The following is a 17,881-nucleotide window of genomic DNA, read 5'->3' on the forward strand; positions in this document are numbered from 1 at the left end:
ATTTGCAGGGGACAAGTCGCCATGCGCTGTTGGGGATTGCGCAGGTGATCATGCTGGGGGAACTGGCGGTGAATCGGGCACTGGATCGGCTTGATCCGCCCTGACCACAATATCCAGATCACCGATAGCCCTGTGGGAGCTTGCTCGCGATGGCGTTGGGTCAGACACATAGATGTTGAATGTACGACCGCTATCGCGAGCGAGCTCGCTCCCACAGGGGTTGTGCTTAACTGATCGACCTCAGGGCAATTCCCACAAATCAGACCAGGCTCTCGCTGATCTGCGCCGCCAGCTGCACCAGCATCCCCGGCACTTCCTGGACCATCTCGCTCATGCGCGTGAGTCGCTGGCGTCAGCCAATGTCATGGCCAACGATCTGGTGGATCATTTGCAGGGGACAAGTCGCCATGCGCTGTTGGGGATTGCGCAGGTGATCATGCTGGGGGAACTGGCGGTGAATCGGGCGCTGGATCGGCTTGATCCGCCCTGACCACAATATCCAGATCACCGATAGACCTGTGGGAGCGAGCTTGCTCGCGATGGCGTTGGGTCAGACACATTGATGTTGAATGTACGACCGCTATCGCGAGCAAGCTCGCTCCCACAGGGGTTGTGCTTGACTGATCGACCTCAGGGCAATTCCCACAAATCAGACCAGACTTTCGCTGATCTGCGCCGCCAGTTGCACCAGCATCCCCGGCACTTCCTGGACCATCTCGCCCATGCGCGCAAAGTCGTGGGTCATGCCGGCCTTCACCTCCAGCACCAGGGGTTGCCCTGCGGCCCGCAGTTTCTCGGCCCAGGCCAGGCCTTCATCGAGCAATGGATCGTACTCGGCCAGCCACAGCACCGTCGGCGTCAGGCTTTCCACGCGCTCCGCGTACAGCGGTGAAAAACGCCAGTCGGCACGATCCGCTTCGCTGCGTTGGTATTGCTGGTAGAACCATTCCAGCGTGGTGGCTTCGAGCAGATAGCCTTCGGCGAATCGCGCCAGGGACGGGCGTTTTTTTACCGCGTCGATCACCGGGTAGAGCAACACTTGCAGGCGCGGCACGAGCGGCCATCCCTGTGGATCCTGGGCCATGGCGATGCACAACGATGCCACCAGGCTGCCGCCGACGCTGTCCCCTGCCAGCGCTATGCGCCTCGCGTCCAGTCCCAAGGCTTGAGCACCGGTAATAGCCAGCCAGCGCGTCACGTCTTCGGCATCGTTGTAAGCGGTGGGGAAACGGTGTTCCGGCGCCAGCCGATAGTCCGCCGACAACACGGCAAATTCCCCTGCCAGCGCCAGACGCCGGCACAGGGTATCGTGGGAATCGAGGCTGCCCACCACGTAGCCGCCGCCATGGAAGTACAACAGCACCGGGCGCGGCTCGTTGTGCGGTTGCGGCTTGGCGTACAGCCGCGCATTGAGCACATGCCCGTCCCGCGCTGGAAGGCTGACCGTCGTCACCGTCAACGCGTCCGTCGGGGTGGCATCGAGCAACTGCGATGTCTGTTCGAATTGTTGTCGGGCTTCGCCAGGCGTCAGCTCATGCATGGGTTGGCTTTTGCCGCTGAGGCGGCCGAACTCGGCCAGCTCCAGAAAACCTTCGATGTCCGGGTGCAGTGCCATGGGCGGTAGTCTCCAAAAAATAAACAGGCTTGCCCTGGTAAACGAACCGGGAGGGTCGTTCATTAGGGCTCAATGAAGACCCTGCCAAGCCGAACGAAAAACCTGTGGCGAGGGAGCTTGCTCCCGCGGGGTCGCGAAGCGGCCCCAAAACCTGTGATCGCGGTTAGCCAGACATACCGCGTTGTTCGGGTTTGCGACTGCTTCGCAGCCGAGCGGGAGCAAGCTCCCTCGCCACAGGCAAGTCCCCCTACCACAGGGAAGCCCCCTAGCCACAAATTATCGGCTTAGACCTGCGGCACCACCTCCCGGCCAAGCAGCGCCACCACCGCATCCAGGCACTCATCCTGCTGCAGGATATCGAAGTGCCCGGCCGTCACCGTTTGCACCTCGCGCAACCGGGGTTGCTGGCGTTCGAGCGTGGCGCGTTCGGCCGTCGGGTTGCCGTCGGCCCACCAGCAATGCAGCCCGGCTTGCGGAATCGGCAGGGTGTCGACCTGCCGCGACAGCGCCTTCAAGCGTGTGCTGACCGTGAACGTCTGGGCCAGTTCATCGACACCAAGCAGCGCATAACCGCTGGCCTGATCGCTTTGGCTATCGATCACCGCGCGAATGATCCGCGCCACGTCATCGTGATCCCCCGCCGACTCGGTACTCAACGCCCGGGCGATCACCTCGCCATCCATGCCCAAGGTTGCACCGAGGAACTCGGCCAGATCCACACGCCACTCATCCGCACTGGCAACGGCATTGGCCTGGGTCGGAACAAAGCTGTCCACCAGGCCGACGAATGCCACGCGCTGGCCCTGTTGTTCGAACAGCTCACTCACCAGCAACGCCAACGCCCCGCCCAGCGACCAGCCCAGCACGTGGTACGGCCCCAGGGGTTGTCTGGCGCGGATCGCCTCGACGTAGTCGGCGGCCATCTGTGAAAGCGAAATGTCCTGCCACTGTCGGTCGAGCAGCATCCGGCATTGCACGCCGTACACCGTGCGCTCACCGTCCAGGCGCCGGGCCAACGGCTCGTAATCGAACACCGTGCCGAAACCGGCGTGCAGGCAGAACAATGCCGGCTGATCCGCCACCAGCTGATTGAGCAGCAACAGCGGTTGCGGGCTCTGGCGCACGGGTTGCTCATCGACACCGGACAACCCGGCAATCGTCGGTTTGGCCATCATGTCGCGCAGCTTGATCTGGAAATCCGGCTCGTTCAGCGCACGCACTTTCGAGATCACCTTGAGGGTGCGCAGCGAATCGCCGCCCAGTTCGAAGAAGTTGTCGGTGATACCGACCTTCTCGATGCCCAGCACCTGTTGCCAGATGTCCGCCAGCGCCCATTCCAGCGGCGTGCGCGGGGCCACGTAGTCGCGGCCGGTGAAGGCCGGATCCGGCAGGGCCTTGCGGTCGAGCTTGCCGTTGGGCGTCAGCGGGAAGCGCGGCAGCACCACGACCTGCGTCGGCACCATGTAGTCGGGCAGGCTTTCGCGCAATGCCGCCTGGCAACGCGGGCCGAGGCCATCGTCTTGTGCCGCCACCACATAGCCCACCAATTGCGGCCCCTGGCCGTTGTCCCGCACGACCACCAGTGCATCGTTGACCCCGGCCTGCTCGCGCAAGCGGGCTTCGATTTCGCCCAGTTCGATGCGGAAGCCGCGCACCTTGACCTGATGGTCGATGCGCCCGACGTAGTCGAACACGCCATCTTCGCGACGGCGCACCAGGTCACCGGTGCGGTACAAACGCCCGCCTTCAGGGCTGAACGGATCGGCGACGAAGCGCTCGGCGCTCTGCCACGGATGACGATGGTAGCCGCGCGCGACACCCCGTCCGCCGATGTACAGCTCACCGACCATGCCTATCGGCAGCGGGTTGAGGTCCATGTCCAGCACGTGCAGGCTGCGGCTGCCGACGCGTTGGCCAATCGGCGCGTACATCGCCTGGCAATGGCCGTCGGCGGCGATCTTCCACAGCAGCGGCGTGACCACGGTTTCCGTCGGGCCGTAGCCGTTGACCAGGTATTGCGGCTTGAGTGTGTGCTTGACCCGCTCGAACGTGGCGTCCGGCACCGCATCGCCACCGAAGCAGTAGATGCGCACCGGCGGCGGATCACCGCCCTGCAATTCGGCGTGCTCGGCCAGTTGCAGCAGGTACGCCGGGGGGAAGCAGGCGACGCTGATGCGCTGGCGGTGCAGCACGGCCAGGGTCTGCTCGGCGGTCCACAAAGTGTTGTCGCGGATCACCAGGGTCGAGCCGCTGACCAGCGCGGTGATCCAGCGTTCATGGGCGCCATCGAAGGCGAACGACATGAAGTGCAGTTCAAGATTGCCCGGATCCATTTCGTACAGCTCGGCGATGGCCTGTACGTGCATGCTCAGGGGGCCGTGGGCGACGGCGACGCTCTTCGGTTTGCCGGTCGAACCGGAGGTGTAGATCAGGTAGGCCAGTTGCTCGGCGTGCACAGCAGGTTGCGGTGCCGGCACCTCGACGTCGAGGCTCAATCGGTCCACCGCGACCATCGCCGTGCCCGGATTCAACTGCGCAGTGTCGCGCAGCCGTTCCTGGGTCAGCAGCAGGCGCATGTCGCTGTCGGCCATCATGTAGCGCAGGCGTTCCTGGGGGTATTGCGGGTCCAGCGGCACGTAGGCGGCGCCACACTTCATCACCGCCAGCAGCGACACCACCAGTTCCAGCGAACGCTCCATGAACACGCCGATCACGTCTTCGGCCTGCACGCCTTGTTCCAGCAGATGCACCGCCAAGGCATCGGAGCGCCGGTCCAGTTCGGCGTAGCTCAGGTGCTCGGCGTCACGCTCGGCATAGCTGAGCACCAGCGCCGTGTGATCCGGCTGCAGTCGCGCACGCTGACGGATCAGCTCGTGCACCGGTGTCTCGTCACCGTCCGCCACCACCGGCCGTTCGCCGTCCAGCGCCCGGCCTTCGTCCAGGGTCAGCAGGCCCAGCTCGCCGACGGCACGCCCGGCGTCGTCGCACAGGCGCTGCATCAGGCTTTCCATGTGGCCGCGCAGGACTTCGACGGTCGCCAGATCGAACTGGTCGCGCTGGTGCATGTACTCGATGCGCAGCCCCTCGTCGAGGCTGACCATCAGGTCCATGGCGAAGCTGGTCAGGCCGAAGTCGGACACGTCTTCGAAGCGCAGCGAGTCGCCGTTCCATTCGCGCAGGGTGCGGTCCACCGGCTGGTTTTCGAAGACGATGATGCTGTCGAACAACGACTGCCCGCCCTGCCCGGCCCAGCGCTGGATATCGCTCAGCGGGGTTTGCTGGAAGTCGCGGATGTCGAGGTTGTAGGCCTGGATCTCGCGCAGCCAGTCACCGACGCGGGCCTCGGTCGGCACGCTGTTGACCACCGGCAAGGTGTTGATGAACAGCCCGAGCATGTTCTCGGAGCCGTTGAGGGTTTCCGGACGCCCGGACACGGTGGCGCCGAACGTCACCGTGCGCTGGCCGGTGTAGCGCTGCAACAGCAGCAACCACGCGGCTTGCACCAGGGTGTTGAGCGTCACCTGCTGTTGCTGGGCAAAGGCCTGCAAACGCGCAGTCTGCCCGGCACTCAGGTGCGTATAGATCGCGTGGTAACCCGCTTGCGGCGCCTTGACCGGCAAGGCGCGGGCCAGGTGCGTGGCGCCTTCGAGGTTGGCAAGTTTGCCCTTCCAGAAGGCCTCGCTGGCCTCGGCGACTTGCTGGCCGAGCCAGTCGATGTAGTCGCGATAGGCGGCCACCGGCTCGTGCTCATCGCCGCTGTAATGGCGCAGCACTTCACCGATCAGTCGCGACACGCTCCAGCCGTCCATGAGGATGTGGTGGTACGTCCAGATCAGGCGATAGCGGTCGTCTTCCAGACGCACCAGCAACAGGCGCAACAAGGGGGCGCGGTTGAGCGAGAATCCGCGCTCGCGCTCCTCCAGGGCCAGTTGGCGGACGCGTTCAGGCTGATCATCCAGCCCGCGCCAGTCCAGCTCGGTCAGCAGCGCAGGCGCATCGCGCCGCACCACTTGCAGCGGCTCCTTGTCGCCTTCCCAGAGGAATGCAGTGCGCAGAATTCCGTGACGTTGGGCGGCATCGGCCCAGGCTTCGCGGAAACGCGCACCGTCAACACCGCGCACGCCCACTTCGATCTGGTTGACGTACAGCCCCGAATCGCCGTCCTGCACCGAGTGGAACAGCATGCCTTGCTGCATCGGCGACAGCGGATAAACGTCTTCGACTTCGTCCGCTGTCAGTTCCAGCGCCTGATACTGCGCTTCACTCAGTTCGATTTTCGCGGCGGCAACCACAGTCGGCACGGCTTGATCCGCCGCGACCGGTTGGGCGACCGTGGCTAGTTCGGCGAGGGTCGGATGGCTGAACACATCCTTGGGCGAAATGCTCAAGCCGGCCTTGCGTGCGCGGCTGACGGCCTGGATCGAGACGATGGAATCGCCGCCCAGCTCGAAGAAGTTGTCGTGCATGCCAATCTGCGGCACTTCGAACAACGCCTGCCACACGGCTTGCAGCGTCACTTCCACGGTACTGCGCGGCGCAACGTATTCGCGCACTTGCTGGTCTGGCTGCGGCAATGCGCGGCGGTCGAGCTTACCGTTGGGTGTCACCGGCAACTGATCGAGCAACAACACGTGGCTCGGCTGCATATGCTCGGGCAGCGCCTTGCGCAGGTGTTGCTTGAGTGGCTCAAGGTCGGCATCACCGACGACGTAAGCCACCAATTGCTTGGACTTGCCGACATCGAGGGCGATCACCACGGCTTCGCGCACCTGTGGATGCTCCAGCAGGCAGGCTTCGATTTCCCCCAGCTCGATGCGCAAGCCGCGGATCTTCACTTGATGGTCGATGCGGCCGACGTATTCGATCACGCCGTCCTCGCGATAACGCGCCAGATCGCCGGTGCGGTACAGGCGCTCGCCCTGCTCACCGAACGGGCTGGCGACGAAGCGCTCGGCGGTCAGGTCCGCACGGTTGTGGTAACCACGGGCCAGGCCGATGCCGCCCAGGTACAGCTCGCCCACACAACCCTGCACCTGCGGTTGCAGGCTGTCGTCGAGGATGTAGGTCACCAGATTGGCAATCGGAGAACCGATCGGCACGCTGAATCCACCGTCATCGACACAGGTCCAGTGGGTCACGTCGATCGCCGCTTCGGTGGGGCCGTACAGGTTGTACAGGCCGACGTCCGGCAGGACGCGGAACAGGCTGTGCTGCAAGTCTGCCGACAAGGCTTCGCCGCTGCACATGATCTGCCGCAGGCTGGCGCAACGCTCGAAGCCTTCACCCTGGACAAACGCCTGCAACATCGACGGCACGAAATGCAGGGTGCTGACCCGGTACTGCTCGATCAGGCTGACCAGTTGCGCCGGATCACGATGAGCACCCGGTTCGGCCACGGCCAGCCGCGCGCCGGTCATCAGCGGCCAGAAGAACTCCCAGACCGACACGTCGAAACTGAACGGGGTTTTCTGCAAGACGGTGTCGCGCCCGTCCAGCGGATAGGCGCCCTGCATCCACGCCAGGCGGTTGTACAAGGCATCGTGACGGTTGGCCGCGCCCTTGGGTTTGCCGGTGGAGCCGGAGGTGTAGATCATGTAGGCCAGCGATTGCAGCTCGACCACGCAGGGCAGGTTTTCCTCGCTCAGTCCTTCGAGCAGCGGCGCCATGTCGTCCAGGCAGATCGCCGTGGTGGCGGCCGGAATCGGCAACTGCTCAAGCAAATGCCGCTGGGTCAGCAGCAGGTGCACGCCACTGTCGTCGAACATGTGTTCCAGGCGTTCACGCGGGTAGTCCGGGTCCAGCGGCACGTAGGCACCACCGGCCTTCATGATCGCCAGCAAGCCGATCACCAGTTCCAGCGAGCGCTCGGCAGCAATGCCCACCAACACTTCGGCGCCGACGCCCTGGCTGCGCAGGTGGTGCGCCAGTTGGTTGGCCTGTTGATTGAGTTCGCGATAGCTGAGGGTCTGGCCGGCAAACACCAGGGCCGGGGCCTCCGGGGTTTGCAGCACCTGGGCTTCGAAGCACTGGTAGACCGGGCGCACATCCGCCCAGGTCAGTGCGGTGCGGTTGAAGCCTTCGACCTGCCGAGCGGTTTGCACGGCATCGAGCAGGCTCAAGCGCCCCAAGGGCTGCTGCGGCGCGCAGACCATGGCATCAAGCAACGCCACCAGCCGCGAACTCAAACCTTCGATGGCTTCGGCACTGAACAGCGCCGTGTCGTAATTGAAACGCAGGTCCAGGCATTCGCCCAGCTCGGCGGCAATGGCCAGCGGGAAACTGGTCTGGTCGTGGTTGCTGATGTCGGAGAACTTCAGCGCGCTGCTGTTGCCCTCCTCCAACGCTTGCGCCACCGGGTAGTTTTCGAACACCAGCAGGGTGTCGAACAGCGCCTCGCCGGAGTGACCGGCCCAGCGCTGCACGTCCGCCAGCGGCGTGTACTCGACTTCGCGCAACCTGAGGTTGAGCGCCTGGACTTCATCGATCCATTGGCTGACCGTGCGCTCCGGGTGCGGCGTGGCGATCACCGGCAAGGTGTTGATGAACAACCCGATCTGCTGCTCGATGCCCTGCAGTTCACTCGGACGCCCCGACACCGTGGCGCCGAACGCGACCGTCGACTGGCCGGTGTAGCGCTGCAATATCAACAGCCATGCGGCTTGCAGCAGGGTGTTGGGCGTGACGCGGGCCTGGCGGGCGAAACCGCTCAGGCGCTCGGTGGCCGCGCGGTCCAGGCTCAGGTGCAGGGTGCGATGACCGCTGCTCGGCCCTGCAACCGGACCCGGCAAGGCACCGGCCAGTCGCGTTGGCTCGGTGAACGCCTGCAATTGCTCCAGCCAGAACGCCTCGCACGCGGCACGGTCGCGAGTACCCAGCCAGCTCATGTAGTCGCGATAACGGCCAACACCCGGCGCCGGCATGACGCCGCAGTAGCGTTGCAGCACTTCGCCGAACAACTGCGAGGTGCTCCAGCCGTCCAGCAGGATGTGGTGGTTGGTGAAGATCAGGTGATGGCTGTCATGGGCGGTCTGCACCAGGGTCAGGCGCAGCAGCGGTGCAACCGTCAGGTCGAAACCGCGCAGGCGATCGTCCTCGGCCAGTCGCTCCAGCGCTTGCAGCAGATCAGGCCGGTCGCGCCAGTCGAGCAGGCTCATCGGCAGCGTGGCGTCGGCCAGGATCACTTGCAGCGGTCGCGAGCCATTGCTTTCGCTGAAGAATGCCGCGCGCAGCACTTCATGGCGCGCCAGCGTCTGCTGCCAGGCGTTGCGGAACGCCTCGACGTCCAGCCCCTGCACATCCACGCGCATCTGCGGCACGTAGGCACCGGCATCCGGGGCGAACAGGCTGTGGAACAGCATGCCTTGCTGCAGCGGCGACAGCGGCAGGATGTCTTCGATGCGGCTGGCCGCCAGCGGCAAGGCATCGAGTTGCGCCTGATCGACGCGCACCAGCGGTACGTCGCTCGGGGTCAAGCCACCGGCGCCACTCAGGCAATGTTCGATCAGCCGTTGCAACTCCATGGCATAGGCATCGGCCAGGTGCTGTACGGTTTGCGCATTGAACAGGTCGCTACTGAAGGTCCAGCTCAAGCGCAGTTGGCCAGCGTAGACTTGGCCATTGATGCTCAGGCCCCGGTCCAGCTCGGCCGAGGCGCCCTGCTCGGCGCCACCGCTTTCCTTCGCCGGACGCCACGGCGCCTGCTCGTCGAAGCTGGCGTCGAACTGGCCCATGTAGTTGAAGGTGACCTGGGGTGACGGCAGATCCTCAAGGCCAACGTCGGCCAGATAGCGCAGGATGCCGAAGCCGATGCCTTTGTCGGGCACGGCGCGCAGCTGTTCCTTGACCGCCTTGATGCTCGCGGCCAGGTCGTCGGCCGGGGTGAGCTTGACCGGGAAAATCGAGGTGAACCAGCCCAGGGTGCGGGTCAGGTCGATGTCGTCGAACAGGTCTTCACGGCCGTGGCCTTCCAGCTTGACCAGGGTCGACGATTGACCGGTCCATTGCCCCAGTACCCGCGCCAGTGCCGTCAGCAACAGGTCGTTGACCTGGGTGCGGTAAGCCGCGGGGGCGTCTTGCAGCAGTTGGCGGGTCAAGGTGCTGTCGAGCACGGTTTCCACGCTGACGGCGTGCCGGCTGGCGAGGCTGCCTTGCGGGTTGTCCGCCGGCAGTTGCACCGCGACGTCGTGGTATTGGGCTTGCCAGTAAGCGGCTTGCTGCGCCAGCGCCGGGCTTTGCGCATGGCGTTGCAAACGTGCGGCCCAGGCCTGATAGGCGCTGGTCTTGGCCGGCAGGCGCAGCGGCTCGGCCTGACGTGCCTGAGCGTAAGCGGCTTGCAGGTCTTCGAGCAGCAGACGCCAGGAAACGCCGTCCACCGCCAAGTGATGCACCACCAGCAACAGACGCTGGCCTGCCGTGCCCATGTCCACCAGCAAGGCACGCAGCAGCGGGCCGTCCTGCAAATTCAGGCTCGCCTGTGCGGCGTTGCACAGTTCAAGCAGTTCCTCGGCGTCGGCGGCTTGGCGCTGCCACAGCACATCGGCGCTGCTCCATTGCTCGGCTTGCGCCTGTTGCCAGACACCATCGACCTGATGCAAACGCAGGCGCAATGCGTCGTGATGCTCCAGCAATGCCGCCAGCGCCTGTTGCAGGCAGCCGCTGTCCAGCGGCTCGCGCAGTTCCAGCAATACCGACTGGTTCCAGTGATGACGGGACTCGATGGTTTGTTCGAAGAACCAGTGCTGGATCGGTGTCAGCAACAGGTCACCGCGCACCGGCCCCTGATCGATGACCAGCCCGGCGCTGCGCACGGCGACCTTCGCCAGGCTCTGCACGGTCTGGTGCTGGAACAGGTCGCGCGGGGTGATGCGAATCCCGGCCTGACGCGCGCGGCTGACCACCTGGATCGAGATGATCGAGTCGCCGCCCAGCTCGAAGAAGTTGTCATCGATGCCTACACGCTCGAGCTTGAGCACGTCTTGCCAGATCGCCGCCAGCTCGGTCTGCAGCTCATCCATCGGCGCCGTGTAAGCGTGCTGCGCCAGCGCCGCATCAGGCTTGGGCAGTGCGTTGCGATCCAGCTTGCCGTTGCTGGTCAGCGGCCAGTGCTCGAGTCTGATCAGGTGCACCGGCACCATGTAGTCCGGCAGACCGCCCTGCAAATGCTCGCGCAGGGACTGGCGCAAATCCTTGTCGTCGCTGGTCGCGGTGAACCACGCCACCAGTTGCTGGCTGCCGTTGACCTGCGGCGCCAGGACCAGCGCCTGCTCGATGGCCGGGTGGCTTTGCAGGCGGTCCTGGATTTCCCCCAGTTCGATGCGAAAGCCACGGATCTTGACTTGATGGTCGATACGCCCGGCGTACTCGATGCTGCCATCGGCGCAGTAGCGCGCCAGGTCGCCGGTGCGATACAGGCGTGCGCCCGGCTCAGCGGCGAACAGGTCCGGCACAAAGCGCGTGGCGGTCAGGTCGGCACGCTGGTGATAACCCCGGGCCAGACCGGCACCGCCGACGTACAGCTCACCGACGCAGCCCTTGGCCACCGGGTTCAGGCGCGGGTCGAGCACGTACCAGCGCAGGTCGGCGATCGGCTCGCCCAGCGGCGAGCTGTTGGCGCCATCGAGGTCGGCGCGGGACAGCGGGCGGTAGGTCACGTGCACCGTGGTTTCGGTGATGCCGTACATGTTGATCAGCAATGGCTGCCGGTCGTCGAAGGCGTCGTACCAGGGCCGCAGGCTGGCCACGTCCAGCGCCTCGCCACCGAACACCACGTAACGCAGGGCCATGCCTGGCGCGTTGGCGCAGGCGAACGGCATCAACTGGCGGAAGGCCGAGGGGGTCTGGTTGAGTACCGTGACACCTTCATCACTGAGCAAGCGGGCGAAATCTTCCGGGGAGCGGCTGACCGCGTGCGGCACCACCACCAGCTTGCCGCCGTAGAACAGCGCGCCAAAGATTTCCCACACGGAAAAGTCGAAGGCATAGGAATGGAACAGGCTCCAGACGTCGTCCGCATTGAAACCGAACCAGTGCCCGGTGGCGCTGAACAGGCGGGTCAGGTTGCTGTGGGGCAGCAGCGTGCCTTTGGGTTTTCCGGTGGAGCCGGAGGTGTAGATGACGTAGGCCAGGTTCTGCGGGCTGGTCAGGTTCGGCAGGTTGTCGGCGCTGGCCTCATCGAGCCAGTCGCTGGCGTGATCGAGGCAGATCACTTCAATGCCTTCGTTCAACGGCAGGCGCGGCATCAGGGCCGAGTCAGTCAGCAACAGGCGTGTGCCGCTGTCGGCGAGCATGTAGGCCAGGCGATCCTGCGGGTAATCCGGGTCCAGCGGCACATAGGCGCCACCGGCCTTGAGGATCGCCAGCAGGCTGACGATCATCTCCAGCGAGCGCTCCAGGGCGATGCCCACCAACACGTCCGGGCCGACCCCGCGTTCGCGCAGACGATGGGCGATGCGGTTGGCGCGGCTGTTCAGTTCGGCGTAAGTGAGGGTGATGCCCTCGCAGGTCACGGCAATGTTGTGCGGATGCGCGGCGGCCCGGGCCTCGATCAGTTGATGGGCACACAGGGCATTCGCGGCTTCTGGCGCGTTGATTTCAGCGCTGCGATTCCAGTCCAGCAAGGTGGCCTGCTGTTCGGCAGCGTCGAGCATGCTCAGGTCGGCCAAGGCCACACCTGGGTCGCTGCAGATGGCCTGCAACAGGTTCAGCCAGTGGCGGCCGAGACGCTTGATGGTCGCGGCGTCGAACAGTTCGGTGGCGTAGACGAACGACGCGTGGATGCCCTCGTCGCTTTCGACGGTGTCGAGCATCAGGTCGAACTTGGTGGTCTTCTCGTCCCAGATCAGCGGTTCGACACTCAGGCCCGGCAAGTCCCAGCGTTGCGGGTCGCCACTGTCGCGCTGGTGGTTGAACATCACCTGGAACAGCGGCGTGTGGCTCAGGCTGCGCTCCACGCCCAGGCCATCGACCAGTTGCTCGAACGGCAGGTCCTGATGGGCCTGTGCGCCGAGCGCTGCGGCCTTGACCTCGGCCAGCAATTGCACGAACGGCTGGTCGGCCCGGGGCTGGCTGCGCAGCACCTGGGTGTTGACGAAAAAGCCCAGCAGGTTTTCCACGTCCTGGCGGGTACGGTTGGCAATTGGCACACCGACGCGAATGTCCTGCTCGCCGCTGTAGCGATGCAACAGCGTCTGCAACGCAGCCATCAGCAGCATGAACAGGGTGCAGCCTTCGCGGCGGGCCAGCTCGCGCAGTTGAGCGGTCAACGCAGCGGGAATTTTCAGCTCGACGCTGGCGCCCTGCTGGCTCGGGATCGCCGGGCGACGACGGTCGGTCGGCAGGTTCAGTGGCGGGTGTTCATTGCCCAGCTGTTCGCGCCAGTAATCGAGCTGGCGCTCGGCCTCGCCGGCCTCCAGCCACAGGCGCTGCCAGCGGGCGAAGTCGGCGTATTGAATGCCAGGCTCCGCTAGCTGCGCGGCCTGCCCTGCACTGAGTTGTCCATAGAGTTGGGTGAATTCCTGCAACAGGATCGGCAGCGAGCCGCCATCGGTGACGATGTGGTGCAAGGTCAGCACCAGCACATGTTGCCGGGCATCGAGGCGGATCAAGCGGCAGCGCATCAACGGGCCGTGCTGCAGGTCGAACGGCTGCTCGGCGTTGAGGGCGATCTGGCGTTGCAGTTCGATGTCGTCGGCGGCACTGACCTCGACCAGCGGGGTGTCCATCTGCGGGTGGATGTGCTGCAGCACTTGTTGTTCGTCGAAAACGAACGTGGTGCGCAACACCTCATGACGTTGCACCAGTGTCGCCAGGGTCTGCGCCAATGCATCGCGGTTCAGCTCGCCATTGAGGCGGAAGGCACCGGTCAGGTTGTAGGCCGTGGCCTGGGGCTGCATCTGCCAGAGGAACCACAAGCGCTGCTGCGCGTAGGACGCCGGCAGCGTGTCGATGGTTCGGTCCCGTGGCGGGATCGGCAGCAATTCCAGGGTCAGCCCCTGAGCGTGCATCTTTTGTTGCAACGCACGCCGGGCGTCCGCGCTCAAGCCGCAGAAACGCTGGGCCAGGGTCATCATTCTGTCCGGTGCAGCACTCATTGCGCGTGTTCCTCATCCACTTCGTCGAACAACGCTTCGAGGGCGTCTACATCGTTTTCCTGGTGTTCACTTTGCTCGCGGAACTGTTCGATCTGCGCCGCCAGGCGTTCCAGGGTATCGCCGTCGAAAAACAGCTTGAGCGGGATCGCCAGGTTCAGTTCGTCCTGAATCCGCGCGCGGATGCGCGTGGCCAGCAGCGAGTGTCCGCCCAGTTCGAAGAAGCTGTCGTGCACGCCGACGCGCTCGACATGCAGCGCTTCGGCCCAGATCGCCGCCAGGGTTTTTTCCAGGTCGTTGCGCGGCGCGACGAAGGCACTGCGGCGCACATCGAGATCGAGCAGGGCCTGGCGATTGAGCTTGCCGTTGGGCATCAGCGGGAAACCTTCCAGCACCTGCAAGCGCGCCGGCTGCATGTGCTCGGGCAGCGCCTCGGCCAGATGGCTGCGCAATTCGTTGAGGCGGATGTCGGCGGTGTCCGCCGGGGACACCACGAAGCCCAGCAGTTGCGGGCCGGTCGGGGTTTCCCGGGCGATGACGGCGGCGTCCTCGATGCCCGGCGCGCTGCGCATGGCCGCTTCGATTTCACCCAGCTCGATGCGGAAACCGCGGATTTTCACCTGATGATCGACCCGGCCCAGATACTCCAGCACGCCATCGGCGCGATAGCGCGCCAGGTCACCGGTGCGGTACAGGCGTTGGCCCGCCGCGTTCGCGAACAGGTCGGGGACAAAACGCTCGGCCGTCAGCGTGGCACGCTGCAAGTAACCCCGGGCAATGCCGGCACCACCGACGTAGAGTTCCCCCTCGACGCCCACGGCCACCGGCTGCAGGTCCGGGCCGAGCACGTGAATGTGCATGCCGGCTATCGGCTGGCCGATCGGAATGCTGTCGGCGTCCTGGCCGAGCGGCAATTCCCAGGCCGAGCACCACACGGTGCCTTCGGTCGGGCCGTATTCGTTGACCAGTGCCACCCCCGGCAATGCCTCGCGATGTCGCTGCACCAGTGCGTTGCTGCAGGCTTCACCGGCAACGATGACACAGGCCAGGGGCTGCTGATCGAGGTGTTCGAGAATCTGTGCGTGGTACGACGGCAAGGTCAGGTAGTGGGAAATCTCTTCGCGCTGGATCAGCGCCGCCAGTTGCGCCGGATCCTTGTAGCTGTCCTCGTCCGGCAAGCACAGGGTCGCGCCCTGCCCCAGCGCCCAGAACACCCCGGCCACCGAGCTGTCAAAGGAGAACGATGAGAGCATCAGGAACGCGCGCAGCGGCTGGCGATAAAACCCAGTGCGCGCCAGGGTCGAGGCCACGGCGTTGGCATGGCTGATCATCACGCCCTTGGGTTTGCCGGTGGAACCGGAGGTGTAGATGACGTAGGCCAGGTTCGCGCTGTCGCCCTGAGGCGCAGGTTCGGTTTGCGCGGCGGCCCAGACGTCGGCCTCCGGCATCAGGGAAATTATCCGCTCATGACGCAATGCGTCCGGCAGCGGCTGGCAGGCCAGCACCTGGCGCGCACCGGTATCGGCGAGCATGAACGCCAGTCGCTCGATCGGGTAGTTCGGGTCCAGCGGCAAGTACGCAGCGCCGGCCTTGAGCGTACCCAACAAGGCAATGACGATTTCCAGCGAGCGCTGGCCGTAGACCGCGACGATTTCATCCGCCGCCACGCCTTGGGCACGCAAGGTATTGGCCACCTGGTTGGCGCGCGCATCCAGCTCGGCATAGGTCAGGCGCTGACCGTTGATACTCAGGGCGATGCGTTGCGGATGCAGGCGTGCCTGCTCGCTGAACAACTCCTGCAGGAAGCGGCACGGCAAGGCCTGCCCGGTGGCGTTCGGGTTGAAGCCCTCGATCAGGCGGGTCAGTTGTGCCGCATTGACCAGACTCGCCTGAGCCAGGGTCAGCTCGGGCGATGCCAGCAATTGAAGGCTGAACTCGACAAACTGCTCCAGCCATTCGGCCAGCATCGACTCTGGCAGCGCACCGTCGAGACACGTCAGCTGCAACTGCTCGCCCTGAACATGCAGGCGCAGGACTTCGGGGTTGGCGTCATCCACCTCAATGTCGGCATCAATGGCGGCTTGATAGACAAAGCCGTAACGCAGCGGCGCGGTGCCTTCGGCGCTCAGTTCGAACTCGTTGAGGCAGTCGAGCCAGGACAGCGACTGCTCAATGCTGGCCGCAAAGGTGGCCAAGGCTTGCGTCAGTGTCTGCTGGCTACGGTGCTCGAAGGCCACCGGCAGACGCCGGGCGAAACGGCCGAGGGTGGCGGCGGTCTGCTCGTTGCGACCGTCCACCTGCCAGCCCATCAGCAGTTTCTCCTGTTGGCCGATGCGTGCAACGAACGCGGTCCACAGCAACAGCGCCAATTGCTCCGACTCGACGCCCGCTTCAACAGCGGCCCGTTGCACGCCAGCCAACCAAGGGGCGTCAATCAAGGTGGCCTGACGACGCACCAAGGTGACATCGAGCGCTTTTTCGAAGGGCAAGCGATGGGCTACGGCGAACTGCTGTTGCAGGTTGCGCCAGAACGCGGCGCCCTGGTGGCCGATGTCTTCTTCGCGCAGCTCTTGCTGCCAGGCGCTGTAGTCCAGGTATTGCAGCGCCTCCTCGTCTTCGACCAGGGTTTCGCCGCGCAACAGACTGGCGAGTTCAGCCGACAGCACCCGCAGCGAGGCCTCGTCGAAGCTGCACGCCGGGGTCAGCAGAGTGACGATGGATTGCCCTGCTTCGCCCTCGACCTGTGCCACCACCAGCACTTGATTCGAATCTTCAGCCAAGACTTCACGGCTGCGGCTCAAGGCCTCGGCCATCGAAGACTGGTCGCCCAGCACTGTCAGTGGCAGCGCCTCGCACAGGCTCTGCACCGGCCACTTCATGCCCGGCAGGCGGCGGTACACCGTGCGCAGGGTTTCGTGACGCCGGCCCAGTGTCTCCAGCGCCGCCCGTAACTCCCGGGCATCCACCGGCCTGGCGACCGGCAATGTCAGGGCGGCGAACAGCGGCCGGGCACCCAGCTCCTGGGCGCGCAAATAAAAGGCCTGCTGGGCCGAAGTCTGGAAGACGTCTACCGAAGGTTCGAGGGCGGTGGTGTTCATGTCGGGGGTCCTTATTCCTGATCCAGGTCGGCGCTTTTCTGCGCGATGGCCATGGCCGTGAGGATTTTTCTGTAGCCGGTGAATTCGTTGCGCGCATGCACGCTGAGGATGTTGTCGAGCAGGACCACGTCGCCCTTCTCCCAGGCGAACTCGACCATCACCTCGCGGTAGATGCCTTGCAGGTGGCGAATCACCTCGTCGGGAATCGGTGAGCCATCGCCGAAGAAGGTGTTCTGCGGCAGGTCTTGCGGGCCGAATTCACGCAGCAGGTTGTCGCGGATGCTGTCCGGCAGGGTCAGCGCGTTGAAGAAGGTGCCGTGGTTGAACCAGATGCGCTCACCGGTCAGCGGATGGCGCACGATGGCCGGACCGTTCTGCCGGGTGCGCAGGCGGTTGCCGGACTTCCACTCGGCCTGGATGCCGATCTTGGCGCAGTAGGCTTCGACCTCCGCGCGGTCCTCGCTCTGGAACACGGTCTGCCACGGCAGGCCCATGCCGTCGCCGTAGTTGCGCACGTACATGATGCGTTTACGGGCAAATTCTTCGCGCACCGCCGGGTCGATCCGCGCGAGGATCTGCCGGGTATCACCGAACGGTGTTTCGCCGCCGGTGGCCGACGGGGTGTCGCAGTAGAAATACAGGTGACGCGGGAACACCGGCGAATACGAGTGCTCGTTGTGCGGGAAGATTTTCTCCGGCGCCGGGTAATCGGTGGAGCTGTAGATCTTGAACTGACCGGTGATCTGGGTGCGTGGCGAGGCGCGGAACAGGTACTCCAGCGCGCCGCCGGAAATCGCATCGACGCAGCGGTTGAACTCGCCGATATCGGCCACCTGGAAGCCACGGAACAGGATCACCGCGTGTTCCAGCAGCTTGCTTTCGATCAGCGCGCGATTCTGGCTCGCCCATTCCACCAGGTTCACGCCGGACACGGCCGGACGGCACACCAGCGGCATGCTGTGGCCTTCGAACATCGGCGCAAAACTCACCAGCCGCGTCGGATCGGTGGACAGGCTTTTGCGGGCACCACGACCCATCTTGGGAATGGACTTGGTCGTTGAAACGGTCATAAACCCCTCCAG

Annotated in this window: 5 protein-coding genes and 1 pseudogene; 2 read left to right on the top strand and 4 right to left on the bottom strand. The window is 64.8% G+C overall.

What is annotated here, in order from left to right; translation table 11 throughout:
• Window positions 1-104: DUF6124 family protein (locus AC3WJW_RS00565; RefSeq protein WP_493725136.1), on the top strand; the 104-nt coding region annotated here is incomplete at its 5' end.
• Between the two features lie 221 nt (window positions 105-325).
• Window positions 326-490, top strand: a pseudogene (locus AC3WJW_RS00570) (DUF6124 family protein); the annotation flags it as partial.
• Window positions 491-649: 159 nt separating this feature from the next.
• Here AC3WJW_RS00570 and AC3WJW_RS00575 read toward each other — a convergent pair.
• From AC3WJW_RS00575 to AC3WJW_RS00590, 4 genes are all read right to left on the bottom strand, one after another.
• Window positions 650-1,615, bottom strand: a complete 966-nt coding sequence (locus AC3WJW_RS00575) for an alpha/beta hydrolase (RefSeq protein ID WP_493724779.1) — start codon at window positions 1,613-1,615, stop codon at window positions 650-652.
• 284 nt (window positions 1,616-1,899) lie between these two features.
• Window positions 1,900-13,704, bottom strand: coding sequence for an amino acid adenylation domain-containing protein (locus AC3WJW_RS00580; protein ID WP_493724780.1), 11,805 nt, complete (start codon window positions 13,702-13,704; stop codon window positions 1,900-1,902).
• Complete coding sequence (locus AC3WJW_RS00585) at window positions 13,701-16,799, bottom strand: non-ribosomal peptide synthetase (RefSeq protein ID WP_493724781.1); 3,099 nt, start codon at window positions 16,797-16,799, stop codon at window positions 13,701-13,703. Before AC3WJW_RS00585 ends, AC3WJW_RS00580 begins: the two co-directional genes overlap by 4 nt.
• Window positions 16,800-16,810: 11 nt before the next feature.
• On the bottom strand, window positions 16,811-17,869 hold the full coding sequence (locus AC3WJW_RS00590; protein WP_493724782.1) for a TauD/TfdA family dioxygenase: 1,059 nt from the start codon (window positions 17,867-17,869) through the stop codon (window positions 16,811-16,813).
• Window positions 17,870-17,881 lie beyond the last annotated feature (12 nt).

Source organism: Pseudomonas sp. GW821-FHT07G06, assembly GCF_058986625.1.

Excerpts from the sequence above, each read along its gene's own strand:
- AC3WJW_RS00575 (WP_493724779.1), bottom strand. The coding sequence starts at position 1,615 with ATGGCACTGCACCCGGACATCGAAGGTTTTCTGGAGCTGGCCGAGTTC.
- AC3WJW_RS00580 (WP_493724780.1), bottom strand. The coding sequence starts at position 13,704 with ATGAGTGCTGCACCGGACAGAATGATGACCCTGGCCCAGCGTTTCTGC.
- AC3WJW_RS00585 (WP_493724781.1), bottom strand. The coding sequence starts at position 16,799 with ATGAACACCACCGCCCTCGAACCTTCGGTAGACGTCTTCCAGACTTCG.
- AC3WJW_RS00590 (WP_493724782.1), bottom strand. The coding sequence starts at position 17,869 with ATGACCGTTTCAACGACCAAGTCCATTCCCAAGATGGGTCGTGGTGCC.